This window comes from Janthinobacterium sp. GW822-FHT07A03, assembly GCF_058798815.1.
In genome coordinates this window covers 1,143,676-1,169,140 of sequence record NZ_JBXAKW010000001.1, presented here as the reverse complement: position 1 = coordinate 1,169,140, position 25,465 = coordinate 1,143,676, and the positions used below count along the sequence as shown (strand labels likewise).

Annotated in this window: 21 protein-coding genes; 15 read left to right on the top strand and 6 right to left on the bottom strand. The window is 64.1% G+C overall.

The window, feature by feature from the left end; translation table 11 throughout:
• Positions 1–14: 14 nt before the first annotated feature.
• A complete protein-coding gene (locus AC1RJW_RS05285) occupies positions 15–1,205 on the bottom strand; it encodes an acyl-CoA dehydrogenase family protein (RefSeq protein WP_493044027.1) in 1,191 nt (396 codons plus the stop codon).
• A 172-nt stretch (positions 1,206–1,377) separates the two neighbouring features.
• Positions 1,378–2,313, bottom strand: a complete 936-nt coding sequence (locus AC1RJW_RS05280) for a LysR family transcriptional regulator (protein ID WP_493044025.1) — start codon at positions 2,311–2,313, stop codon at positions 1,378–1,380.
• A gap of 111 nt (positions 2,314–2,424) precedes the next feature.
• On the opposite strand from AC1RJW_RS05280, the gene AC1RJW_RS05275 reads away from it, so the two are divergent.
• Both AC1RJW_RS05275 and AC1RJW_RS05270 read left to right on the top strand, forming a co-directional pair.
• Positions 2,425–3,177, top strand: coding sequence for an SDR family oxidoreductase (locus tag AC1RJW_RS05275; RefSeq protein ID WP_493044023.1), 753 nt, complete (start codon positions 2,425–2,427; stop codon positions 3,175–3,177).
• A gap of 9 nt (positions 3,178–3,186) precedes the next feature.
• Positions 3,187–3,411, top strand: coding sequence for a glutathione S-transferase N-terminal domain-containing protein (locus AC1RJW_RS05270; protein ID WP_493044210.1), 225 nt, complete (start codon positions 3,187–3,189; stop codon positions 3,409–3,411).
• Positions 3,412–3,501: 90 nt separating this feature from the next.
• Here AC1RJW_RS05270 and AC1RJW_RS05265 read toward each other — a convergent pair whose 3' ends face one another.
• From AC1RJW_RS05265 to AC1RJW_RS05250, 4 genes are all read right to left on the bottom strand, one after another.
• A complete protein-coding gene (locus AC1RJW_RS05265) occupies positions 3,502–5,091 on the bottom strand; it encodes an aspartate:alanine exchanger family transporter (protein ID WP_493044021.1) in 1,590 nt (529 codons plus the stop codon).
• Between the two features lie 244 nt (positions 5,092–5,335).
• Entirely contained in the window at positions 5,336–5,836 is a 501-nt protein-coding gene (locus tag AC1RJW_RS05260) for a hypothetical protein (protein WP_493044019.1), read from the bottom strand.
• A gap of 239 nt (positions 5,837–6,075) precedes the next feature.
• Positions 6,076–8,364, bottom strand: coding sequence for a 5-methyltetrahydropteroyltriglutamate--homocysteine S-methyltransferase (gene metE, locus AC1RJW_RS05255; protein WP_493044017.1), 2,289 nt, complete (start codon positions 8,362–8,364; stop codon positions 6,076–6,078).
• Positions 8,365–8,700: 336 nt separating this feature from the next.
• Positions 8,701–9,735, bottom strand: coding sequence for a LacI family DNA-binding transcriptional regulator (locus AC1RJW_RS05250; RefSeq protein WP_493044015.1), 1,035 nt, complete (start codon positions 9,733–9,735; stop codon positions 8,701–8,703).
• 408 nt (positions 9,736–10,143) lie between these two features.
• Here AC1RJW_RS05250 and araD point away from each other — a divergent pair, with 408 nt between their 5' ends.
• The 13 genes from araD (at position 10,144) to AC1RJW_RS05185 (ending at position 25,419) form a co-directional block, all read left to right on the top strand.
• A complete protein-coding gene (araD, locus tag AC1RJW_RS05245; protein ID WP_493044209.1) occupies positions 10,144–11,811 on the top strand; it encodes an L-arabinonate dehydratase in 1,668 nt (555 codons plus the stop codon).
• Between the two features lie 39 nt (positions 11,812–11,850).
• Positions 11,851–12,663, top strand: coding sequence for an HpcH/HpaI aldolase family protein (locus tag AC1RJW_RS05240; RefSeq protein ID WP_493044013.1), 813 nt, complete (start codon positions 11,851–11,853; stop codon positions 12,661–12,663).
• Between the two features lie 75 nt (positions 12,664–12,738).
• A complete protein-coding gene (locus tag AC1RJW_RS05235) occupies positions 12,739–13,842 on the top strand; it encodes an ABC transporter ATP-binding protein (protein WP_493044011.1) in 1,104 nt (367 codons plus the stop codon).
• Positions 13,843–13,899: 57 nt separating this feature from the next.
• Positions 13,900–15,162 (top strand): ABC transporter substrate-binding protein, encoded by a 1,263-nt coding sequence (locus AC1RJW_RS05230; protein ID WP_493044009.1) that lies wholly within the window; start codon positions 13,900–13,902, stop codon positions 15,160–15,162.
• Between the two features lie 75 nt (positions 15,163–15,237).
• A complete protein-coding gene (locus AC1RJW_RS05225) occupies positions 15,238–16,152 on the top strand; it encodes a carbohydrate ABC transporter permease (RefSeq protein WP_493044007.1) in 915 nt (304 codons plus the stop codon).
• Positions 16,149–16,979 (top strand): carbohydrate ABC transporter permease, encoded by an 831-nt coding sequence (locus AC1RJW_RS05220; protein ID WP_326459684.1) that lies wholly within the window; start codon positions 16,149–16,151, stop codon positions 16,977–16,979. Before AC1RJW_RS05225 ends, AC1RJW_RS05220 begins: the two co-directional genes overlap by 4 nt.
• A 3-nt stretch (positions 16,980–16,982) precedes the next feature.
• Positions 16,983–17,879 (top strand): aldose 1-epimerase, encoded by an 897-nt coding sequence (locus tag AC1RJW_RS05215; protein ID WP_493044004.1) that lies wholly within the window; start codon positions 16,983–16,985, stop codon positions 17,877–17,879.
• A complete protein-coding gene (locus tag AC1RJW_RS05210; RefSeq protein WP_493044002.1) occupies positions 17,872–18,780 on the top strand; it encodes an SMP-30/gluconolactonase/LRE family protein in 909 nt (302 codons plus the stop codon). Before AC1RJW_RS05215 ends, AC1RJW_RS05210 begins: the two co-directional genes overlap by 8 nt.
• A gap of 31 nt (positions 18,781–18,811) precedes the next feature.
• Positions 18,812–19,600: an SDR family NAD(P)-dependent oxidoreductase gene (locus AC1RJW_RS05205; protein WP_493044000.1), complete on the top strand. Its 789-nt coding sequence runs from the start codon at positions 18,812–18,814 to the stop codon at positions 19,598–19,600.
• A gap of 28 nt (positions 19,601–19,628) precedes the next feature.
• Positions 19,629–21,083 (top strand): NAD-dependent succinate-semialdehyde dehydrogenase, encoded by a 1,455-nt coding sequence (locus tag AC1RJW_RS05200; protein WP_493043998.1) that lies wholly within the window; start codon positions 19,629–19,631, stop codon positions 21,081–21,083.
• A 65-nt stretch (positions 21,084–21,148) separates the two neighbouring features.
• Entirely contained in the window at positions 21,149–22,549 is a 1,401-nt protein-coding gene (locus tag AC1RJW_RS05195) for a porin (protein ID WP_493043996.1), read from the top strand.
• A gap of 81 nt (positions 22,550–22,630) precedes the next feature.
• Positions 22,631–24,652 (top strand): alpha-glucosidase, encoded by a 2,022-nt coding sequence (locus AC1RJW_RS05190; protein WP_493043994.1) that lies wholly within the window; start codon positions 22,631–22,633, stop codon positions 24,650–24,652.
• A gap of 5 nt (positions 24,653–24,657) precedes the next feature.
• A complete protein-coding gene (locus tag AC1RJW_RS05185; protein WP_493043992.1) occupies positions 24,658–25,419 on the top strand; it encodes a TSUP family transporter in 762 nt (253 codons plus the stop codon).
• Positions 25,420–25,465 lie beyond the last annotated feature (46 nt).

Below are 25,465 nucleotides of genomic sequence, written 5' to 3'. Positions count from 1 at the left end.
CGTCTCCTTCTGGCTTACAGGCCCAGGATCATCTGCGTGATGATGTTTTTCTGGATTTCATTCGAGCCGCCATAGATCGATGTCTTGCGGTAATTGAAGTAATACGCGGCCAGCGGCGCGGCCAGGTCGTCGCCAGCGCTGCTGTGCGGCGCCCCGCCGTCAAGAAATGCCGGATCGAAAGGCAAGGCTTGCGGGCCGATGGCTTCCACCATCAATTCCGTCAGTTGCTGCTGCAGCTCGGAGCCGCGCACCTTCAGCATCGACGCCTGCGGCCCCGGCCCCTTGCCCTCGTCGCTGATAACGCGCAAGACCGTCATTTCCAGCGCCATCAGTTCGATTTCCAGGGTAGCGACCTTGGCCGCAAACGCGGGGTCGTGCAGCAGCGGCGCGCCGCGCTTGTTCTGCTGCATGGCCAACTGCTTGAGGAAAGTCAATTCGCGCTTGGAGCGGCCGACGGCGGCGATGCCCGTGCGCTCGTGGCCCAGTAGATACTTGGCGTAGGTCCAGCCCTTGTTTTCCTGGCCGACCAGATTGCTGACGGGCACGCGCACGTTGTCAAAGAAGACTTCGTTCACTTCATGCTCTTCATCGAGCATGATGATGGGACGCACGGTGATGCCCGGCGTTTTCATGTCGATCAACAGGAAACTGATGCCTTCCTGCTTGCGCACCGTGCTGTCCGTGCGCACCAGGCAAAAGATCATGTCCGCGTGCTGGCCCAGGGTGGTCCAGGTTTTCTGGCCATTCACGATGTAATGGTCGCCGTCGCGCTCGGCCGTGGTTTTCAGGGAAGCGAGGTCGGAACCGGCGCCGGGTTCGGAATAGCCCTGGCACCACCAGTCGTCGCAATTCAAGATGCGCGGCAGATAGTATGCTTTTTGTTCGGCGTTGGCGAAGGCCATGATGACGGGCGCCACCATGTTGATGCCGAATGGCAGGATCGGCGGCGTGGCGGCACGCGCGCACTCGTCTTCCCAGATGTGGCGCTGCACGGACGTCCAGCCCGTACCGCCGTATTCGACGGGCCAGGCCGGCGCAGCCCAGCCTTGTTGCGCCACAATTTTATGCCAGCGCACGTAGTCGTCCTTGACCAGGCGCAAATGCTGGCGCACCTTGCGCTGCAGATCCGCCGGCAAATGGGTATCGAGGAAGGCGCGCACCGTGTCGCGGAAAGCCGTCTCCTCGGCCGTGTAATGCAGGTCCATGTCTGTCTCCTTGTTCTTATCGGTTGCCGTGATGACTGCACGCAAGGAAGCTCAGCGCACAAAAAAGCACGACCGTTCTCAAGGATTGTACAACAGATTCGGAGCAGCGCCAGGGGTTTTACAATGGCTGGCGCGAAGAGGGAGTTGACTGGAATTGGCCAGCCGCCGACGGCTACCGGTTGCCCAGGGGGGCGTTCAGTGCCAGAACCTTTGAAAATGCTTCAGCGATGAAATCCATGAATACGACGGCCCGCGTCGGCAGCAGCCTGTTTGCGACATAGACGATCTGCACCGGCACAGGCAAGGCGGTGTGCCCTGTCAAAAGCAACTGCAAATTGCCATTCCTGAGTCCTTCTTCGAACAGCCACTGCGGCCCGTGTCCGATACCGAGTCCCGCATTGACCAGTTCGCGCACGGCCTCAGGCGAGTTCACCCGTACCTTTCCGGATACTGCTACTTCCGTATCCCGGAAGCGCCATGTGGCGCCCGACGACAGCAGGGTGTAGATCACACAATCGTGCCCGCGCAGATCATCGGGCGTGACCGGGATGCCACGTCTGGCGAGATAGCCCTTGCTGGCCACGAACACGCGCTCGAACAGTCCGATGCGCCGCGCGCGCAGGGCGCTGTCTTCCAGATGGCCGATCCGGATTGCCAGTTCCGCCCCTTCATCGACCAGACCCACATAGCGATCATTGATCTGGAGATCGAGCACCAAGCCAGGATAGCGCTCCAGGAAGGCGGGGACATGCGGCAAAACAAATGCATGTGCCAGAGCGGTCGGGCATGCCACGCGCAGCAATCCGGACGGATCGACGTTCTCCCTGAAAGACGATTCCGACTCGTCGACGGCGTCAAGGATGCGCCGGACTTCCGCATAGTAGCGTTCCCCTTCGGGCGTGAGGGCAAGTTTGCGCGTTGAGCGGTGCAGCAGCCGCGTCTGCAGATGCTCTTCCAATGCAGCCACATGACGGCTGACGTTCGGCTGCCCCAGGCCCAGGTCGCGGCCGGCAGCGGAGAAGCTCCCCGTCTCCACCGCGCGCGCGAAGCATGTCATCAAAAGAAACCGGTCCAAAGTTACCCCCTCCAATTCATGCAGCTGAAGCATGAATCATATGCAAAGAGACGATCTTATCGAATTTCAGGCATGAGCGCATAGTTCTCTCCACGGCAGGTCAGCCAACGCTGGTTGACCATGAATCACCTACAGGAGAATTTTATGTCCCGCTTGCAAGGAAAACGTACTCTTATCACCGGCGGCACCAGCGGCATCGGCCTCGAAACAGCCAGGCAGTTCCTCGCCGAAGGCGCACGCGTCATCGTCACCGGCGTCAATCCGGAGTCCATTGAGAAAGCCAGGAAAGAACTCGGCGCCGAGGTTCTGGTGCTGCGCGCCGATTCCGCCAGTGTCGCTGCCCAGAAGGAATTGGCGCACGCCGTCCAGGCGCACTACGGCCAGCTCGATATCGCCTTTCTCAACGCTGGCGTATCCGTCTGGAAGCCGATTGAAGCTTGGACGGAGGAAATGTTCGACCGTTCCTTCGACATCAACGTCAAGGGGCCCTATTTCCTGATCCAGGCGCTGCTGCCAGTGTTCGCGAACCCCGCATCGGTGGTGCTCAACACATCGGTCAGCGCGCACGTCGGCTCGGCGCACTCATCGGTATATGCCGCAACCAAGGCCGCATTCTTGAACTTGTCGAAAACGCTGTCGGGCGAACTGCTGGCACGCGGCGTTCGCGTCAACGCCGTCAGTCCCGGTCCCGTCGAAACGCCGCTGTACGACAAGCTCGGCATCCCGGATGCCTACCGCGATCAGCTCAACAAGGAAATTACCGCAACGATTCCGTTCGGCCGCTTCGGCACGCCGGAGGAAGTGGCCAAGGCGGTGTTGTACCTCGCTTCCGACGAGTCCCGCTGGACCGTCGGCTCCGAAATCATCGTTGACGGCGGCCGTATGCTTAATGGCTGACCTTAACGGCTGACGTCGCACAACCGCCGAACTATACGGATACGCCCTTTCGTTCAGCGGGTCGCCATCGCGTTGCAGGAAAAAGGGATCGCTTTCGAGCGTATCGATGTTGATCTTCGCGACAAGCCGGAGTGGTTCCTTGCCATGTCCCCGATGGCCAAAGTGCCGCTGCTCCAAGTTTTACACGGCAACGGGCGTCAAGCCACCCGGTGTTTGACGGCCTCGCACGGATAGCAATCTGGCTTCCACGGCCAGTCTGACGGATGTCAGGCAAGCCACAACATGATTATTGCCGCCCGACTTGATGAAACCAACCAGCCGAGATCAACCATACAAATGCAGCAACACCTGCACGGCAACGATCTTGACAATGGTCATGCTGGGAAAAATCATGGCGTAGCCCAGGTTCGGGCGGTCCGACCTGGCCAGGCGGTTGGCGAACACCAGCACGGCCGGATTGCCCGTGGCGCCGGCCGCGATGCCGAGCAACTCGGGAAACGGCAGGCGCAGGAAGACCTTGCCCAAAATCACGACGAGGGCCACCACCACCAGCACCGTCACGGCCCCCAGCGCCAGCATGGGCAAGCCGTCGGCACCTACTTGCTGCACGAAGGGCAAGCCGGAGGCCATGCCGACGGAGGCGAGGAAAATCGTCAAGCCATAGTTGCGCATGACCAGGTTGGCCGACAGAGGCAGGCGCCAGCTGATCTTGCCCACCCTGCCCAGCCGTCCCAGGATCAGCGCCATCACCAGCGGGCCGCCCGCCAGCCCAAGGCTGAACGAGCCTATCCACGGCAACGGTATCGGCACCAGACCCAGCAGCACGCCCAGCACCATGCCCATGCCCAGCGAGACATAGCTGAACTCGGCCGTTGCCGTGATGGAATTGCCGAACAGCTTGCGCACGTCGGCTGCATGTTTCGCTGGTGCAATGGCCATCACCCTGTCGCCGAATTCCAGGGTCAGGAATGGATGGGGCAGGATCATGGCGTCGCCACGGCGGATGAAGGCGATCTGCAGGGGAAAATCCTTCGCCAGGTTCAACTCTCCCAACGGTACGCCGACGATTTCCGCGTCCGAGACGAACACTTCCGTGCCGTCGAACGCGCTGCGGTCCTTCATCAGCCGTCCCGGGTCGAGGTGGCCCAGCGCCGTGCGCGCCGCTTCCACGCCCGCCACCGTGCCCGACACCATCAGCGCGTCGCCCACGCCCAGCACCAGGCCAGGATCGGGCAAGCGGTTCTGGTGGCCCTGGCGCACGCCGATCACTTGCACGCCCGCCAGCGGGCCATCGGCCAGCTCGGACAGGGCCGCGCCCGCCAATTTGGCTTCGTCGATGGTAATTTCCGACACGACGATCGGTGCCGGCGGCTGCGTCAGCACGGGTTTTAATATCCTCCCGGCCAGGTACAGGCCCAGCATGGGACCGACGACGCCGAACGGATACGCGACGGCATAGCCGACGGCCGCGTCGCCATTGCCGTGCGACGCTTCCAGCGCCGCCTGCAGGGCTGCCGTGCTGGTCATGGCGCCGGCAAACACGCCGCTGGCCATGCGCAGCGAGATATCGATCCACTGTCCGCCCCAGACGGACACGGCCAGGCCGCCCATGACGGCGGCAAAAGCGATCAGGTTGTGTTTCTGCCCCGCCCCGCGCAAGCCGGCGAAGAACTGCACGCCGTATTGCACGCCTATGCCATACAGAAACAGCAGCAAGCCGATGGAGCCGACCATGGGCGGCGGCACGGCACCGGGAGCAAAGGCGCCCAGCGCCAGCCCCGCGAACAGCACGCCGCCCACGCCCAGCGAAAAGCCGAACACGCTGATGCGCCCCAGCGCATAACCGGCGCCGATGACGAGAAACAGGGCGAGGATCGGCGTGGACTCCAGCGTGTGGCGAAATAATTGAAGCATCGGGCAACCTTGGTCTGGGGAAGGCCCAGTTTAGCATGCTCAAAAGCAACACGATGCCTGGATGACAAGCAAGCGTGCGCCGTCTGCCGCAGTAAAAAACGGGCAAAAAAAAGCCCGCTGCGGGAGCGGGCTGAATCTATTTCCTGTGAGGAAGTAGAGGAGACAGGTGCAATGATGCCGCGTTGCAGCATATAAAGCCAATTGCATGTTGTGATGATAGAAATAGGTTCTATCAATATCTCGTTCAGGCCGTTCCAAAAACGATCAGCGTTCGATCCGATCCTTGCGGGCGAGTAACCAGCACGCGGGCGTGCTCCACCGGTACGCAAGTCTGCGGCACAAACCCCGTCGGCAATGTCCCGCCATCGCGCCTGAGCATTTCCGGCTCGTTGATCACGTCATACTCTGCACGCTTGAAAAACAGTTGCTCGATATGGGTACCGGGGTTTTCCGCTGGCTGCGGCTTGACGACGATGAGCGACCAGTGGCCTTCATCCCCCAGGAATTGCTTTTGCTTCAGGAAAGCGTTGACCCTGTCAGCAGGAGGCGCCGAGCCGGGCAGCTCGCTCTGATACATGGTCAGCGGGCACAGCACCGTGCCGGCCGGCCATCCCATATCAGGCAGCGCTGCGACCGTCTCCGGACGCAATTGGGCCACATGGCGATCAAACGGATGCCGCTCCTCCGAGCAGGCGCCAAGCGCCATCAGCGCAAGCATGCTGGCGGCGCGCAACAAAGGCATCATCAACTTGTCTCCTTGTGTATGGTTTAACAAGGGTATCTTATGCGATGCAGCGGTGAAAGCCCGCGCGATAATGCGTAACGGCAAAAAAAAAGCCCGCTACGGGAGCGGGCTGAATCTATTTCCTGTGAGGAAGTAGAGGAGACAGGTGAATGATGCCGCATCGCAGCATCATTATCCAATTGCATGTTGTGATGATAGAAATAGCTATTCCCTATATCTGCCCTCTCCCCCTGCCATCCTCAGGCAACGTTATCGCCACGCAAGGTTTTCGCGGCCGCCACCATGTTGGCCAGCGCGGGAATCACTTCTTTCCAGCCGCGCGTCTTCAGGCCGCAATCAGGGTTGACCCACAGGCGCTGCGCGGGAATGCGTTCGGCCGCCTTGCGCATCAGTTTCACCATCTGTTCCTGGCTCGGAATGTTGGGCGAGTGGATGTCGTAGACGCCGGGGCCGATGTCATTCGGGTAATTAAAATCGTCGAAGGCATCGAGCAATTCCATGTCGGAGCGCGAGGTTTCGATGGTGATGACGTCCGCATCCATGCCGGCGATCTGCGCGATGATGTCGTTGAATTCCGAATAGCACATGTGCGTGTGGATCTGCGTCTCGTCAGCCACGCCATTGGCCGTGATGCGGAACGATTCCACGGCCCAGCGCAGGTAGTCGGCCCATTGCGACTTGCGCAGTGGCAAGCCTTCGCGCAGCGCCGCCTCGTCGATCTGGATCACGCGGATGCCTGCCCGTTCCAGGTCCTGCACTTCGGCGCGCATGGCCAGCGCCAGCTGGTGGCACGAGACGGAACGGGGCTGGTCGTCGCGCACGAAGGACCAGTTCAGGATGGTGACGGGGCCCGTCAGCATGCCTTTCATCGGCTTGTCCGTCAGCGACTGGGCATAGGTGCTCCACTCGACGGTCATGGCGCGGGGGCGGCTGATGTCGCCGAACAAAATGGGCGGTTTCACGCAGCGCGAACCGTACGATTGCACCCAGCCGAACTGGCTGAAGGTGTAGCCGTCCAGCTGTTCACCGAAATACTCGACCATGTCATTGCGTTCCGCTTCGCCGTGCACGAAGACGTCCAGGCCCAGCGTCTCTTGTTCCTTGACGCAACGGGCGATTTCCGCCTGCATCAGCTTTTTATAACTGGCCTCGTCCAGCTGGCCGCCGCGGAACTGGCTGCGCGCCTGGCGGATTTCCGCCGTCTGCGGGAAGGAACCGATGGTTGTCGTCGGGTACAGCGGCAGTTGCAGCAGCGCAGCTTGCTTGGCGGCACGCTCCGCATAGCCGCTGGCGCGCTGGCCCAACGTCGCATCGATGCGCGCCACGGCCGCTTTCACGTGCGGATTATGCACACGCGGCGACTGGCGGCGCGCTTGCACGGCCGCATGATTGGCATCGAGCGCCGCCTGCACGGCGGCGCGGCCGTTATTCAGGGCGCCGGCGATGGTGTGCACTTCATCAAGCTTCTGGCGGGCGAAGGCCAGCCAGGATTGGATATCGGCATCGAGCTTTTGCTCGCTGTCCAGGTCGACGGGCACGTGCAGCAAGGAACACGACGGGGCGATCCACAGGCGCGATTGCAGGCTGGCATGCACGGGTTCCAGCCACGCCAGCACGTCGTTCAAGTCCGTCTTCCAGATATTGCGGCCATTCACCACGCCCAGCGACAGCACGCTGGTGGCGGGCAATTGGGCGATGACTTGCTCCACTTCATCGCGGGCATTGACGGCATCGAGGTGCAAGCCTTGCACGGGCAGCTTGCACGCCAGCGGCAAATTGTCTTGCAGCTTGCCGAAATACGTGGCCAGCAGCAGGTTGACGTGCTTGACCTTGCTCAAGGTATCATAGGCCGTCACCAGCGCCTGCTGCCAGGCGCCATCGATTTCCGTGACGAGGATTGGTTCATCAATCTGCACCCATTCCACGCCCTGGTCCGCCAGTTCCTGCAGCAATTGCACGTAGACGGGCAGCAAGGCTTGCAGCAGCGCCAGCTTGTCGGAATCATCCTTGGCCTTGCCCAGCCACAAGTAGGTGACGGGACCGATCAGCACGGGCTTGGCTTTCACGCCGAGCTGGCGCGCTTGCGCCAGTTGCAGCAGCAGGCGGCTGCTGTCGAGCTTGAACTGCGTGCCGGCCGAAAATTCCGGCACGATGTAGTGGTAATTGGTGTCGAACCATTTCGTCATTTCGCCGGCGTGGACGCAGCTGCAATCGCTGTCGCCGGCCGAGCGGCCGCGGGCCACGCGGAAATAGTTGTCGAGGGCGGCGCCTTCCAGGCCGCGCACGCGTTGCGGCAGGTTGCCAAGCGTAAAACTCAGGTCCAGCACCTGGTCGTAGAAGGAAAAGTCGCCCACGGGCGCCAGGTCCAGCGCGTGCTGGTCTTGCCAATGGCGCTGGCGCAATTCGGCGCCCTGGCCTTCCAGCGCGTCCAGGCTGCTTTGGCCCTTCCAGTAATCTTCCAGGGCGAATTTCAGTTCGCGTTTGGCGCCGATGCGCGGGTAGCCCAGATTGTGTGTCGTGACGGTCATGGCAATGCCTCCTGGTGAAGTATGGAGACATCATAGGGGCTTTCATCCATGAAAAATAATGGTAAAACTTCATGCATCCATTATTAATATTCATGTGAGACCATGCTCGAACGCATCCACTTGGACTCGCCGACGGCCGTCGCCTGGCGCAGGCCGGGCCATTCTTGCTGTGCGCGACAGGCAAAAAAAAAGCCCGCTGCGGGAGCGGGCTGAATCTAATTCCTGTGAGGAAGTAGAGGAGACAAGTGCATGATGCCGCATCGCAGCATAGTTATCCAATTGCATGTTGTGATGATAGAAATATGATTCATCAATATCTGCCGCCGACAGTGGCCGTCAGGCGCTGGCCCGCGCGATCAGCTCGTAGGCCAGCGGCGCCAGTGCCGGTGGCGCGGCGCCCTCGTCCACTTCGCCCAGGCGCTGCAGGATGGCTTGCGCGGCCAGGCGGCCGATGTCGTAGCGCGGTACGCGGATCGTCGTCAGCGCCGGCATCAGTTTTTCCGAGAACGGGAAGTCGCCGAAGCCCGCCACCGCGCATTGCTCAGGAATACGGATACCGAGGCGCGCCGCTTCATAGATGGCGCCGGCGGCCATGTTGTCGTTGGCAAAGAACAGCGCGTCGGGACGCTCGGCGCGCGCCATCTGCTCGCTGAACACTTGCCCGCCCGCATCGAGCGGCGCCGTTACCGACGCCTGCACGATTTCCGCACGCAAGCCCAGCTGCCGCATGGTTTCTTCATAGCCCTGGGCCCGCTTGCGGGCGCGGAAATCGCTGCCGATGCCGCTGTCGACGTAGACGATGCGCCGGTAGCCTTGCGCGTGCAGGTACAAGGTCATGTCGCGCCCCGTGGCGATGTGCGAAAAGCCGATCTGCGGATATGGCCGCTCAGGGCGGATATCCCACGTCTCGATGACGGGAATCTGCAAGCCCGCCAGCAAGGTTTCCGTGGCGGCGCTATGGTCGGCCCCCGTCAGCACCAGTGCGCGCGGCGACCAGCCGAGAAAGGCGCGCACCACCTTTTCTTCCGTCTCGATCGAATAATCGTGGGTGGCCAGCAGCAGCTGGTAATTGTGCTGCGACAAGGTGGTCGACAAGCCCTGGATGGTTTCCGCAAAGATGGAATTGGACACGCTGGGCACGATGGCGCCCACGATGCGGCTCTGGGTCGAGGCCAGCCCGCCGGCCGCCTCGTTACGGATATAGCCGAGCTGGTCGATGGCGCTCTTGATGCGCTCGCGCGTTTCCTGCGACACGCGGTCCGGCTCCTTGAAATAGCGCGACACGGAAATGGCCGAGGTCTGTGCCAATTTGGCCACATCGAACACGGTGCTGCGGCCGAGGCCACGCCGCTTGCGTACTGGGTCGTTCATGGGTACTGCCTTCTCAAAAATCGGTGATCAGCATGCATCATGCCATGGCCGGCCGCACAGGGGATGCCAGAGTGGCGCCGGTGCGCTGCGGCTGGCCGCAAAGCGTGCCGGCTGGGCCGCAGGAATTCCCTATTGGAAATTGGCGCCAATGAAATCATGCCGATAGTGTAATGGCTACGCGCGTTCTGCCTGCATTAAATCTGTTGACAGCCCCGTACGATTCAAATTATATTTCGCTGTACTTGCAATGTTAGCGCTAACAAAGGCGGCAAGCAAGACCCTAGACAGCAGCACTGGAACGCCATACGCAGCGCGCCAGGCATACGAAAAGGACATACATTGAGCTCCGCTACCTCCCGCCGCACGCTGGAATCCCTGCGCAGCCAGCGCTGGCTGGCCCCAGACGACATGCGCTCGTTCGCCCACCGCCAGCGCCTGCAGCAGATGGGTTTGCGCCGCGAGGAATTCCTCGACCGCCCCGTCATCGCCATCATCAATACCTGGAGCGACCTGTCGCCGTGCCACTCGCACCTGCGCGAACGGGCCGAGGCCGTCAAGCGCGGCATCCTCTTGGCCGGCGGCTTCCCCGTCGAACTGCCAGCCCTGTCGCTGGGCGAAGTGATGGTCAAGCCCACCACCATGATCTACCGCAACTTCCTCGCCATGGAAACGGAAGAACTGCTGCGCTCGCTGCCCATCGATGGCGCCGTGCTGCTGGGCGGCTGCGACAAGACCACGCCCGGCATGCTGATGGGCGCCATCAGCATGGATATCCCCGCCATCTTCTGCCCCGCCGGCCCCATGCTCAACGATCGCTACCGTGGCCAGAGCGTGGGCGCGGGCACGCACACGAAGAAATTCTGGGACGACTACGTGGCCGGCGACATCGCCAAGCCCGAGTGGATCAAGCTGGAAGCGAAGATGACGCGCTCGCCCGGCACCTGCAACACCATGGGCACGGCCTCGACCATGACCTCCATCGTCGAGGCGATGGGCTTTACCTTGCCGGGCGCCACCAGCATTCCCGCCATGGATGCCAACCACGTGCGCATGGCCTCGCAATGCGGCGAGCGCATCGTCGGCATGGTGTGGGAAGACTTGAAGCCGTCGCGCTTCTTTACCCGCGCCGCGCTGGCCAACGGCGTGGCCGCCTACATGGCGCTGGGCGGTTCGACCAACGCGGCCATCCACCTGGTGGCCATCGCCGGGCGCGCCGGGCTGGCCCTGTCGCTCGATGAAATGGATACGATGGCGCAAAAAGTGCCCGTCATCGCCAACCTGTTCCCGTCCGGCGACAAGCTGATGGAAGATTTCTTCTATGCCGGCGGCATGCCGGCCCTGCTCAAGGAAATCGCGCCGCAGCTGGACTTGACGGCCTTGACGGTGACGGGCCGCAGCCTGGGCGAGAACATCGCCGACGCCGTCTGCCTCGACGACAGCGTGATCCGCAAGGTGTCGCAGCCGGTGGCCGACGGCGCGGCGCTGGCCGTCCTGCGCGGCAACCTGTGCCCTGGCGGCGCCGTCATCAAGCCGTCGGCCGCCAACCCGAAATTCGCCAGACACCGCGGACGCGCCCTCGTGTTCGACTCGAACGCGGAGATGCTGGCGCAAATCCACGCGCCGGACCTCGACATCGATGAAAACACCGTCTTGATCCTGCGCAATGGCGGCCCCATTGGCGCACCGGGCATGCCGGAATGGGGCAACCTGCCCGTGCCGAAAAAGCTGTTGCAGCAAGGTATCCGCGACATGGTGCGCATCTCCGACGCGCGCATGAGCGGCACCCACTACGGCACCTGCGTGCTGCACGTGACGCCGGAAGCGGCCGTGGGCGGCCCGCTGGCTTTGGTACGCAACGGCGACATGATCGAACTGGACATCGCCGCGCGCAGCCTGAACATGGATGTCACGGACGAGGAACTGGCGCGCCGCCGCGCCGAGTGGCAGGCGCCGGCGCAAAAATATGCGCGCGGCTACACCAAGCTGTACATGGAACACGTGACGCAGGCCGACCAGGGCTGCGACCTCGACTTCCTGCTGGGCAATGCCGTCACGCCCGAGCCGCCGATCTTCTGACGCCGCCGCCTTCCCTACATATATATAGAGAGCACAAATATGGATATCCTGGACAATCGTTTCCGCACCTTGCTGGCGGACAACGCAGTACCGCTGGGCAGCTGGCTGATGGCCGGCACGCCCGTGACGGCCGAAGCCATGGGCTGTGCCGGCTTCGACTGGCTGGTGCTGGACATGGAACACGTGCCCATCGACTACCAGGACGCCTACCAGATCCTGCAAGCCGTGGGCGGCACGCCGGCCTGCCCCGTCGTGCGCCTGGCCTGGAACGACCTGGTGCAGATCAAGCGCGCGCTCGACATCGGCGCGCAAACCCTGATGTTCCCGTTCGTGGAAAACGCCGGGGAAGCGCGCAGCGCCGTGGCCGCCACCCGCTATCCGCAGCCGGGCCAGGCCATTCCCGGCACGCGCGGTTTTGCCGCCATGCACCGCGCCAGCCGCTATGGCACCGTGCCCGACTACGCCACGCGCGCCAACGGCGCCGTGTTTTCCATCATTCAGCTGGAAACCCCGGCCGCGCTGGCGCAACTGGAAGAGATCGCCGCCGTCGATGGCGTCGACGCCCTGTTCGTCGGCCCCGGCGACCTGTCGGCAGCCATGGGCCATATCGGCAACATCGGCCACCCGGACGTGCAGGCGGCCATCGCCGATGCGGCCCGCCGCGCCCGCGCCATCGGCAAACCGATCGGCATTGTCGGCCCGTCGCCGGAAATGGTGCACACTTTCATCAGTTACGGCTATGACTACGTCGCCATCGCTTCGGACATGGGCATGATGATGCGCCAGGCCAACGCCTTCATCACGGCCCTGAAACCGTCGCTGGCGAAAGCGCTCGACACGGGCGCCTACTAATTATTCTGTTGTAACGCACTGTTGTAAAGCACATAACGCGCTCAGACGCGTCATTCGCATCTTTTGGAGACAAGCATGTCAGGTGTAAAACTGGAAAAGGTCGTCAAGAAGTACGACAACGGCGTCGAAGTCATTCATGGCATCGACCTGGAAATCAAACAAGGCGAGTTTGTCGTCTTCGTGGGCCCTTCGGGTTGCGGAAAATCAACACTGATGCGCATGGTCGCGGGGCTGGAAACGATCACGGGCGGCACCATTTCCATCGAAGGGCAGGTGGTCAACGACTTGCCGCCGCGCGAGCGCGACATCGCCATGGTGTTCCAGGACTATGCGCTGTATCCGCACAAGTCCGTGTTCGACAACCTGGGCTTCGGCTTGAAGCTGCGCAAGTTTCCCAAGGCGGAAATCGAACAGCGCGTGCGCGCCGCCGCCGCCATCCTGAAGATCGACCATTTGCTCGACCGCAAGCCGCGCGCCCTGTCCGGCGGCCAGCGCCAGCGCGTGGCCATGGGCCGCGCCATCGTGCGCCAGGCCAAGCTGTTCCTGTTCGACGAACCGCTGTCGAACCTGGACGCCCTGCTGCGCTCGGAAATGCGCACGGAAATCAAGAAGCTGCACCAGCGCATCGGCGCCACCACCATTTACGTCACGCATGACCAGGTCGAGGCGATGACCCTGGCCGAACGCATCGTTGTATTGTCTGGCGGCAACATCATGCAGGTCGGCACGCCGGACCAGATCTACAACGAGCCCGTGTCGAAATTCGTCGCCGGTTTCACGGGCTCGCCGCCGATGAATTTCCTCAACGCCAAGGTGGCGCGCAATGGCGCCGGCCTGGCCGAGATCGTGCTGGGCGCCGCCCGCCTGGCGCTGCCGCCCGAGCGCCAGGCCGCCTGCGGCAAGTTCGATGGCCGCGCGGTGGAATTCGGCATCCGCCCGGAAGACATTACCCTGGAAGCGGCCAGCGCCGCCAGCGCGCCGCTGGCCGCGACCGTCGTGGTGGTCGAACCGCTGGGCGCGGAAACCCTCGTCATCTTCCAGTGCGAAGGCGGGGAATTGACGGCGCGCCTGCCGCCCACGTTCGCCCTGGCGCCGGGACAGCAAGTCACGGTACAGATCGATATGGAGAAAATCCACCTGTTCGACCCGCAGGGCGGCGCGGTACTGCCATCCAAATAAAAAATAGTGCTAACAAGGCCACAGGCCGTCATCGCATACCCATCAGGAGACACCATCATGCGTATCAAATCCCTCGTCCTGGCGCTCGGCGCCACCTTTGCATTGACCACCGGCATGACTACCGGCGCGCACGCGCAGACGGTCAAGGTCTTCGTCGGCGGCCAGGAGCGCCCCGAAGTCATGCGCGAACTGTTCGCCAAATTCATGGCCGCCAATCCCGGCGTCAAGATCGACCTGGAAACGGGCGGCGCCACGTCCGAATTGCAGCAAAAATACCTGAACACGGTGCTGTCCGCGGGCGACACCACCCTGGACGTGTTCCTGATCGACATCATCCGCCCGGCCCAGTACGCGTCGGCCGGCTGGATCGAAAGCCTGGACAAATACCTGGGCGCCGACCGCGACAAGGTCATGGGCCAGTATTTGCCCGCCTACAAGCAAGCGAATATGGTCGACAACAAGGTGGTGGCACTGCCCGCCTTTGCCGATGCCATGTTCCTGTACTACCGCAAGGACTTGCTGGCCAAGTACAAGCTGGCGCCGCCGAAAACCTGGGATGAGCTGGCCAGCGTGGCGCGCACCATCCAGGCCGGCGAAAAGAATCCGGAACTGCAGGGCATCAGCTTCCAGGGCAAGGCCATCGAAGGCGCCGTCTGCACCTTCTTGCTGCCGTACTGGAGCCAGGGCGGCGAGCTGGTCACCAATGGCAAGCTGACCCTGGACAAGCCCAAGGCGGAAGCGGGCCTGGCCATGTGGCGCAAGCTGGTCGACCAGGGCGTGGCGAAGAAAAACATCGCCGAAGTGGCCACCGACGATACGCGCAAGGAATTCCAGGCAGGCAACGTCTTGTTCGCCGTCAACTGGGGCTATGCCTGGAACCACTTCCAGGATGGCGCCGAGAGCAGCGTGAAGGACAAGGTGGGCGTCGTCAGCCTGCCGGCCATGCAGGGCGGCAAGCCGGCCTCGTGCATCGGCGGCTGGCAGTGGGCCGTGTCTTCCTACTCGAAGAACAAGGCGGCGTCGGCCAAGCTGGTGCGCTGGCTGTCGAGCCCGGAAGTGTCGAAACAGCTGGCCATCAAGGCATCCAACCTGCCCGTCTACCCGTCCGTCTACCAGGACAAGGACGTGCTGGCTGCCAATGGCTGGTTTGCCGACGCCCTGCCGGTGGTGCAAAGCGCCCGTTCGCGCCCCGTCACGCCGCGCTACAGCGAAGTGTCCGAAGCCGTGCGCGTCAACACGAATGCCGTGATGGCGGGCGTCAAGACGCCGGCGGCGGCCGTGGGCGAGATCGAAAGCCGCGTCAAGCGCATCCTGCGCTAAGGGGCATGCGCCCGGCCGCCACGACGGCGGCCCGGGCGGCACACGCATACGCACACCGCAACAGACGAGGAAATCATGAGGCAACGCACCCTGAAAAGCCGCATCACGGACCCCAGCGAAACAACGCTGGCCTGGGTCCTGCTGACGCCGGCGATTCTCTTTTTACTGCTGATCGTGGCCTACCCGGTCGGCAAATTGATCTACAACAGCTTTTTCGACATCCGCCTGTCCGGCGGCAGCCTGCCCAGCTTTGTCGGGCTGGACAACTACAAGATGGCGCTGGAAGACGCGCTGTTCTGGAAGTCGCTGAAAAACACCGTCATCATCACCGTCGTCACCGTGCCGGGCGCGCTGGTGGCGGGCCTGGGCCTGGCCATGCTGGCCAACATGCCGTTCAAGTACCGCTGGCCCGTGCGCCTAGCGCTGCTGCTGCCGTGGGCCTTGCCGCTGGCCTTCGTCGGCCTGATCTTCGCCTGGTTCTTCCACAGCGAATACGGCCTGGTGAACGACCTGATCCGCCGCATCGACCTGCTGCTCCCCGGCCTGGGCTGGCAGCCGCAGATCTGGTTCAATTCGCCGGTCTTGACCATGGCTGCCATCTGCATCACCACCATCTGGAAAACCTCGTCGTTCATGGCGCTGATTTTGCTCGCCGGCCTGCAAACCATCCCCGCCTCGCTGTATGAGGCGGCCGAAGTGGACGGCGCCAGCAAGTGGAAGCAATTTACGGAAGTGACCCTGCCCCTGCTGGTGCCATCGATGCTGGTGGCGCTGATCTTCCGCACCCTGACGGCCATCCAGTCCTTCGATATTCCGTACAACATGCCCGGCCCGGGCGACGAAACCAAGACCCTGGCCATGTATATCCAGTCCAATACCGTCGATTACCTGGACGTGGGCTACGGCTCGACCCTGGCGGTCTTCATGTTCCTGCTGTCGATGGCCACCACGTTTGTGTATCTGAAATATGTAAGAGGAGACAAAGAATGAGCGGCCTGTTTTCATCGAAGCGCCTGCGCTGGTTCGCCGCCGCGCTCGTCATCCTCAATGGCGTCTTCCCCGCCCTGTGGATCCTGTTCACCTCGCTCAAGACGGAAACGGAGCTGACGCAAAAGCCGATCACCTACTGGCCGCACGAACCGACCATCGGTAACTTCATTTCCGCCTTCCAGGACCAGCCGCTGCTGACTTTCCTCACCAACAGCCTGATCGTGGCCGGCCTGTCGACCCTGCTCAGCCTGTTCATCAGCGCGCTGGCCGCGTATGCGATCGCCCGCCTGCGCCTGCGCTTCCGTGGGCTGATCCTGACGGCCATCATCGGCGTGTCGATGTTCCCGCTGGTGACCTTGATGGTGCCGCTGTTCGAAATCATGCGCAGCCTGGGCTTGCTCAATTCCTACTGGGCGCTGGTGCTGCCGTACACGGTGCTAAACCTGCCCATCTGCACCCTGATGATGGTCAGTTTCTTCCAGGACATTCCACGCGACATCGAAAACGCGGCCATGCTCGACGGCTGCACCCGCCTGAGCGCCCTGTGGCGCATCGTGCTGCCGCTGGCGGCACCGGGCGTGGCCACGGCCGCCATCCTGGCGTTTGTGAACTCCTGGGACGAGTTCCTGCTGGCGCTGTCGATGAACTCGGCCGTGGCTTACCGCACCCTGCCCGTCGGCATCCAGCTGTACCAGGGCGAATTCGCCTTCCCGTGGCCGATCATTTCGGCGGCACTGGTGGTGGCCATCGTGCCCATCGTCGTGCTGATCGTGATTTTCCAGGAAAAGGTCGTTTCCGGCCTGACCTCGGGCGGCTTGAAAGGCTGAGGCATGGACCACCAGTCTCCTTTCACCCTGGCGCACGGCGACTGCCGCGCCGACGTCCACCCGGCAACGGGCGGCGCGCTGGCGGCCTTCCGCTGGCGCGGGCGCGACATCCTGCGCGCCGCGCCGGCCAATGCGGGCGTGCGGCAGATGGCGTGCTATCCGCTGGTGCCGTATTCGAACCGCATCGGCGACGCCCTGCTGCAGGCCAATGGCCACACGCATGCCTTGCGCGCCAACTTCCCGCCCGAGCCGCACAGCATCCACGGCTTCGGCTGGCAGCGCGCCTGGCAAGTGACGGCGCGCGCGGCAGACAGCGCCGAACTGCTGCTGGTGCATGGCGGCGATGCCGACTGGCCGTTCGCCTGCACGACCCGGCAAACCGTGCTGCTCGACGCCGCCGGCCTGCGCCTGACGCTATCCGTGCGCAATGACGACACGCGCGCCATGCCCGCCGGCCTGGGATTCCACCCGTATTTCCCGCTGGCGCCCGGCCTGCGCCTGCAAACGCAGTGGGATGGCGTATGGAGCATGGGCGATGACCATTTGCCGGCCGGCCTGGCCCCCGTGGCGCAAACGTCGCCGTTCGCCGCGCCGCAACCGGTGGCCGGCTGGCACAGCGACCATTGCTACGGCGGCTGGACGAGCCGCGCCAGCCTCGATTACGGCGATTACAGCGTGCAGCTGTCGGCCAGCGACAACTGCCGCCACCTCGTGTGCTTCGCGCCCGGCGACGAACGCAATTTCATCGCCATCGAACCCGTCACGCACGCCAACAATGCGTTTGCGCTGGCGCACCAGGGCGCCGCCGGCACCGGCATGCGCCTGCTGGCACCCGGCGAGAGCCTGCACATCGCCATGCGCCTGGCCATTGAAGAAACTGCGGAGAGCCAGCATGCGTGAATGGCAAGCCGAACTCGTGCTCGACGCGCGCGCCCAGCTGGGCGAATGCCCGCTGTGGAGCGTGGCCGAGCAATGTCTGTACTGGATCGATATCGCCGGACGCCGCCTGCACCGCTACGAGCCGTCGACAAGCCTCGACCGCGTCTGGTGGGTGCCGTGCGAGCCGGGCTGCATCGCCCTGGCTGAAAAGGGCGGCCTGGTGGCGGCCCTGCGCGACGGTTTCTACCGTTTTTATCCGCAGGAAGGCTTGCTCGACAAGCTGGCCGACGCGCCGTACGACAGCGCCAGCATGCGCTTCAACGATGGCCGCTGCGACGGCGCCGGGCGTTTCTGGGCCGGCGCCATGTACGAACCGCGCACGGCGGAACTGGCGGCCATGTTTTGCCTGGAACGTGGCGCCACGCGCCTGGGCTGGGGGCCGCAGCAGGGTCTCGGCGTCAAGGTCAGCAACGGCCTCGCCTTCGCCGCCGACGGCCAGTCGCTGTTCCAGTCCGACACGCCGAACCACGTGATCTACCGTTTCGCCTTTGACGCGGCCAGCGGCCAGGTCGGCACGCGCAGCGTATTTGCCCGCCTGCCCGCCAGGGGCGAGGAAGCCGTGTATGGCGGCCGCCCCGATGGCGCCGCGCTCGATGCCGAGGGCTGCTACTGGAGCGCGCAATACGAAGGCGGCCGGGTGCTGCGCTTCTCGCCGCAGGGCGAGATCACCGGCATCGTGCACGTGCCCGTCGCGCGGCCCACGATGATCGCCTTTGGCGGCGCCGACCTGCGCACCCTGTACATCACCAGCGCGCGCGAAGGCGCGAGCGACGACGAACTGGCGCGCCAGCCGCAGGCCGGCGGCCTCTTTGCCGTGCGCCTGGACGTGGCGGGCCGCCCCGAACCCCTGTACCGGGATTGATTTCCCGCAATACTCCCACCGTGAGGACAGCATGAACGCCAACATCACTCTCTACCCCAGCCTGCAGGACCGCGTGGTTTTCGTCTCCGGCGGCGGCTCCGGCATCGGCGCCTCGCTGGTCGAGCACTTCGCCCTGCAAGGCGCGCAAGTGGCTTTTTGCGACATCGACCGCGACGCCAGCGCCGCCCTGGCCGCGCGCCTGGCCCCCCTGTGCCGCCATGCGCCGCATTTCGTCTACAGCGACATCCGCGACATCGCCGCCTACCAGGCCAGCCTGGCCGACGTGGAAGCGCGCTTCGGCGCCATCCGCGTGCTGCTCAATAACGCGGGCCGCGACGACCGCCACAGCCTGGCCGAGCTGACGCCCGAGTACTGGGACAACTGCCTGGCCCTGAACCTGAAGCACCACGTGTTCGCCATCCAGCAGGTGGCGCCCGGCATGGCGGCCGCCGGCGGCGGTTCCATCATCAACCTCGGCTCGATTTCGTGGATGCGCGGGCGCCCCAACCTGGTCGGCTACACCACGTCCAAGGCGGGCATCGCGGGCCTGTCGCGCACCCTGGCGCGCGAGCTGGGCGAACAGAATATCCGCGTCAACGCCATCGCGCCCGGCGCCATCGCCACGGACCGCCAGGCGGCGCTGTGGCGCGACCCGGAAGAGGACCGCAAGTTCATCGAGCTGCAATGCCTGAAATACCGGCTCGACGCGGGCCACGTGGCGCGCACGGCCCTGTTCCTGGCGGCCGACGACTCGGACGGCATCACGGGCCAGAACATCATCGTCGACGCCGGCCTCGCCCAGGTGTCCGTCGCCGGTTAAGCAGCATCCCCCATCCAAGGAGAACCCCATGTTGAACCTGCAAGACGCAAGCCTGTTGAAACAACAATGCCTGATCGACGGCGCCTGGTGCGACGCCGATGACGGCGCCACCATCGACGTCACCAACCCTGCCACGGGCGCCGTCATCGCCACGGTGCCCCGCATGGGAGCGGCCGAGACGCGGCGCGCCATCGCCGCCTCCCATGCGGCCTTCCGGCTGTGGCGCAAGCAGACCGTCAAGGCGCGTGCCACGGTGCTGCGCGCCTGGCATGCGCTGATCCTGCAGCACGCCGACGACCTGGCGCTGATATTGACCAGCGAGCAAGGCAAGTCGCTGGCCGAAGCCAAGGGCGAAATCGTCTCCAACGCGGCCTACCTGGAATGGTTTGCCGAGGAAGGCAAGCGCGCCTACGGCGACGTCATCGCGCCGCCGTCGAACGACAAGCGCATCGTCGTCATCAAGCAGCCGATCGGCGTGTGCGCGGCCATCACGCCGTGGAATTTCCCGAACGGCATGATCACGCGCAAGGCCGGCCCTGCCCTGGCCGCCGGCTGCGCCATGGTATTGAAACCGGCGTCGCAAACGCCGCTGTCGGCCCTGGCGCTGGCCGAACTGGCGCTGCGCGCCGGCGTGCCGCCCGGCGTCTTCAATGTGGTGACGGGCGCGGCGCAGGCGATCGGCACGGAACTGTGCCACAACGACCTGGTGCGCAAGATCACGTTTACGGGCTCGACGGAAGTGGGCGCCTGGCTGTCGCGCGAGGCGGCCGGCACCATCAAGAAGCTGTCGCTGGAACTGGGCGGCAACGCGCCCTTCATCGTCTTCGAGGATGCCGACATCGACGCGGCCGTCGAAGGCGTGCTGATGTCGAAATACCGCAACAGCGGCCAGACCTGCGTGTGCGCCAACCGCATCTACGTACAGGACAGCATCTACGACGACTTCGCCGCCCGCCTGGTGGCCAAGGTGGCCGAGCTGAAACTGGGCAACGGCATGGACGCGGGCGTGACGCAAGGCCCGCTGATCGACGAAAACGCCGTGCGCAAGATCGAGCAGCACATCGCCGACGCGCTGGCCAAGGGCGGCAAGCTGGCCATCGGCGGCAAGCGCCACGCGCTGGGCGGCAGCTTCTTCGAGCCCAGCGTGGTACTCGAGGCGAACAGCGACATGCTGGTGGCCACCGAGGAAACCTTCGCCCCGCTGGCGCCGCTGTTCCGCTTCGGCAGCGAAGAGGAAGTCGTCGCCATGGCCAACGCCACGCAGTTCGGCCTGGCCGGCTATTTCTACAGCCGCGACCTGGGCCGCGTCTGGCGCGTGGCGGAAGAACTGGAAGTGGGCATGGTCGGCATCAACACGGGCATGATCGCCAACGAAATGGCGCCGTTCGGCGGCGTCAAGCATTCGGGCATGGGCCGCGAAGGCTCGCATTACGGCATGGACGACTTCCTCGACATCAAATATTTGTGCATGGGAGGGATTTGATTATTTCAATGTAGGCAAGGCAGGGATCGGCAACCATACTCATAAAAAACACAGGAGACAAGACCATGCAAACGACATTACGCAAAACCACGCTGGCCGCGGCCATCGCCGGCGTGCTTCTCGCGGCGCCATTTGTTAGCGCTAACGCACGCGCCGACGAACTGAGCGACATGAAGGCCATGCTGGCCCAGCTGCAGGACAGAGTGGCGCAGATGGAAGCGAAGGCCGCGCAGCCCGCTCCCGCAGCACCTGCGGCAGCGATGGCTGCCACGCCGGCAGCCGAGCCGCTCAAGGCGGCCACGGGCTTCAACTGGAAACTGTACGGCCGTGGCGATATCGGCTATACGGTCTCGCGCGGCAAGGATGCCAGCGGGCGCGAACTGACCAACCACCGCCTGAACCAGGGCGAGATGGCCAGCCGCCTGGGCATCAGCGGCGCCTGGATCTTCAGCGACGAATACAAGGCCATCTTTGGCGCCGAAACGGGCTTGAACTTGTTTAACGGCAACGCGGGCGGCGGCACGCAAAACAACACCACGGCGTCCGTGCTGTTCAACCGGGGCTCGACGGTCGGCTTTGCCTCGACCACCTGGGGCTCGATCGAAGGCGGCACCATGTACATGGCGCCGTTCTGGGTCTCGCTGGGGGCCGACCTGGCCTCGGCGCACAATTACGGCGCCAACGACTTCAGCGCCCTGTTTTCGCTCACGCGTCCCGAATCGCTGGGCCGCTATCTGAAAGACCCCGTGACGGGCAACGCCAGCAAGACGACTAGCTTGGCCGGCAACAACTCAGGCACGGCCTTGTTCTACGGCAACGCCTTGCGCTACCGCAGCCCCACCTGGAACAACGTCTCGGCGGAAGTGTCGTATTCAGCCGGCCAGCAGGCGTCTTCCGCCACCGACCTGGAAAACGATGGCCGCAGCTGGGCCGCCAACGTGCTGTACAAGAAGGGCGACCTGTTCCTCGGCTATGCGCACATGGATTACCAGCAGAGCAACGACATCAGCACGGCCAGCACGCCCAACTTCATCAAGCGAAACCAGGTCACGGACATCGTCGGCGCGCGCTACAAGTGGCACGATTTCACTTTGGGCGGCTCCTACACCTCCTACCGCGTGTCGAACGCCGGCGGCTATGCGGCCGACGCCTTCGGCGTGTCGGGCGCGTATGACATCGGCAAGCACCGCATCGAGGGCAGCCTGGCGCACATCAGCTATGAGGGCGCCAATGCCAAGGGCGCTTTCGGCACGAACACGGGCGACGGCGTGGGCAAGCCAAAGTCGACCGCCTATTCGCTGGGCTACCTGTACAACTTCCAGCCAACCCTGTCGTTCTATGCCTACGCCACGCGGATCGCCAACAACAGCCATGCCAAGCTGGGCGTATTGCAGTTCCGGGGGGACAATAACTACTTCGGCTACAGCCCCGTCGAGCTGACCGCCGGCATGTTCCTCGTCTTTTAATTAGTGCAGTACCGCCGGCCCTCCGCAAGCACCATCATGCGCCAGCATGCGGGCGGCCGGTTTTCACAGGAGTCGATCGTCATGCAGTACACACTACACCAGGAAAATGACAGCGTCGCCTTGCGCTGCGCCGGCCGCTTGCTGCTGCGCCACGCTGCCGATGCACCCTGCCTCTTCGTCGGCCAGGGCCGCGAAAGCATGGAAATGTACCGTGGCAACTTCGCCATCGAGGACTATGTCGAGGAGCGCACGCCCCTGCGCGCGCTGGCCGTTACGCAAGACGGCGACGGCGCCACCCTGACCTTTTCCCGCCATGCGGGCGACGCGCCGCAGCTGGTGCTGGCCGTCCAAGCGACGCCGCACGGCGTGCACCTGGTGGTGCGCTACGCGGCGCCGGGCTGGAACCGCCTGTGGCTGCGCCTGCCCGCGGAACAGGACGAGCATGTCTGGGGCTGCGGCGAGCAGATGTCGTACTTCGACCTGCGCGGCCGCCACTTCCCCTTGTGGACGTCGGAACCGGGCGTGGGCCGCGACAAGTCGACCCATTTGACGTGGCAAGCGGACGTGACGTCCAAATCGGGCGGCGACTACTACCACACGAATTATCCCCAGCCGAGCTTCATCTCCTCGCAGCGCTACTGCCTGCACGCAGAGACGACGGCGTATGCGGACTTCGATTTCCGCCAGCCCGACTTCCACGAACTGCAATTCTGGGCCATGCCCGAGCGCCTGGAATTCATGCTGGCCGACTCCTTCGTCGACCTGGTCGGCGTCGTCTCGCAGCGCTTCGGCCGCCAGCCGCAACTGCCGGCATGGCTGCAGCATGGCGCCATGCTGGGCCTGAAAGGCGGCGAAGAGCACGCGCGCGCCATCCTGGCGCAGGCGCAGGAACACGGCTTGCCCGTCAGCGCCCTGTGGTGCGAAGATTGGGTAGGATTGCGCCAGACTTCGTTCGGCAAGCGTCTGTTCTGGGACTGGCGCTGGCAGCCGCAGCGCTATCCTGACCTGAAAAACTGGATCACCGACCTGGCCAGACAGGACATCCGCTTCCTCGGCTACGTCAATCCCTACCTGTGCAACGACGGCGTTTTGTACCAGGAAGCGCTGCGCCAGGGCTTCCTGGCCACGGCCATCGATGGCGGCGCCTACCTGGTGGACTTCGGCGAATTCGATTGCGGCGTCGTCGACTTCACCAACCCGGCCGCCGCGCTGTGGTTCGAGGAACGCATCCTGCGCCAGGAAATGCTCGATTTCGGTCTGTCCGGCTGGATGGCCGACTTTGGCGAATACCTGCCGATCGACTTGCGCTTGCACAATGACGCCGACGCGCGCCTGATGCACAATGCATGGCCGACCCTGTGGGCCGAAGTCAATGCGCGCGCCATCGAGCGGGCCGGCAAGACGGGCGACGCCACTTTCTTCATGCGCGCCGGCTACACGGGCGTGCAGGCGCACTGCCCCCTGCTGTGGGCAGGCGACCAGTCCGTCGATTTCAGCCGCCATGACGGCTTGCAGACGGTGATCTGCGGCGCCCTGTCGTCCGGCTTGCTGGGCAACGCCTACCACCACAGCGACATCGGCGGCTATACGAGCCTGTTCGGCAACCTGCGCACGGCCGAGCTGTTCCAGCGCTGGACCGAGATGGCCGTGTTTACGTCGATGATGCGCACGCACGAAGGCAACCGTCCCGACGAAAACTTCCAGTTCTACCAGGATGAAGACGTGTTGCGCCACTTCGCCCGCATGACGCGGCTGCACGTGGCGCTGGCGCCCTATATCCGCAGCCTGGCCGAGGATGCCGTGGCGCGCGGCCTGCCGCTGCAGCGCCCCTTGTTCCTGCACCATGAAGGCGACCGCGCCACCTACGCCATCCAGGACCAGTATCTGTTCGGCCCCGACCTGCTGGTGGCGCCCGTGCATGCGGCCGGCGCTGCGCGCTGGAGCGCCTACCTGCCGCAGGGCGACGCCTGGATCCACCTGTGGAGCGGCGCCGCCTTCGACGGCGGCCAGCGCGTGGAAGTCGATGCGCCCCTGGGCCAGCCGCCCGTCTTCGTGCGGCGCGGCTGCGCGCAGCAGGACTTCTTCCTGTCGCTGGCGGCTTGACCGGCATGAGCGTGGCGTCGCATCTGCTGTTCCTGGCCTGCGTGGCGCTGGCCAGCGTCGCGCAGAACCTGACGGGGTTTGCCTTCGGCCTGATCCTGCTGGGCCTGACGGCCGTGCTGCACCTGGCCAGCCTGGGCGACGTGGCCAACGTGGTCAGCGTGCTGGTGCTGGTGAATGCGGCCATCACGTTTGGCCGCATGCGTCCGCAGCTGGCCTGGCCCGTGTTCGGCCCGTCGCTGGCCGTCAGCCAGCTGGGCGTGGGCGCGGGCGTGGCCCTGCTGGGCTGGTTCAGCGCGCAGCAGGTGACCTTGCTGCGTTTCCTGCTCGGTTGCGCCATCGTCGTCTGCGCGTTCATGCTGGTGCTGCGCGCCAGCGCGCGCCGGCAGCAATCGGGCCTGCCCGCCTTCCTGTTCTTCAGCGGCGTGTCCGGCGTGATGGGCGGCCTGTTCGCCAGCGCCGGGCCGCCCATGGTGTACCACCTGTACCGCCAGCCATGGCCGGCCGACATGATCCGCCACTCGCTGATCGTGCTGTTCGCCGCGAATGCCGTGCTGCGCCTGGCGCTCGTGCTGGCGCATGGCCAGTTCAGCATGACGGCCTTCTGGCTGAGCCTGGAAGCCTTGCCGCTGGTGACGGGCCTGACGTGGCTGGCGCGCCGCCACCCGTCGCGCCTGCCCATCGAACACGTTCGGCGCGCCGTCTTCGTGCTGCTGCTGATCGCCGGCCTGGCCCTGGTGCTGCCGCCCGTGCTGTCGCTGCTTGCCTGAGGCGGCGCCTTTTTCAGCTTTCTTACCTTCTACTACAAGACGAATC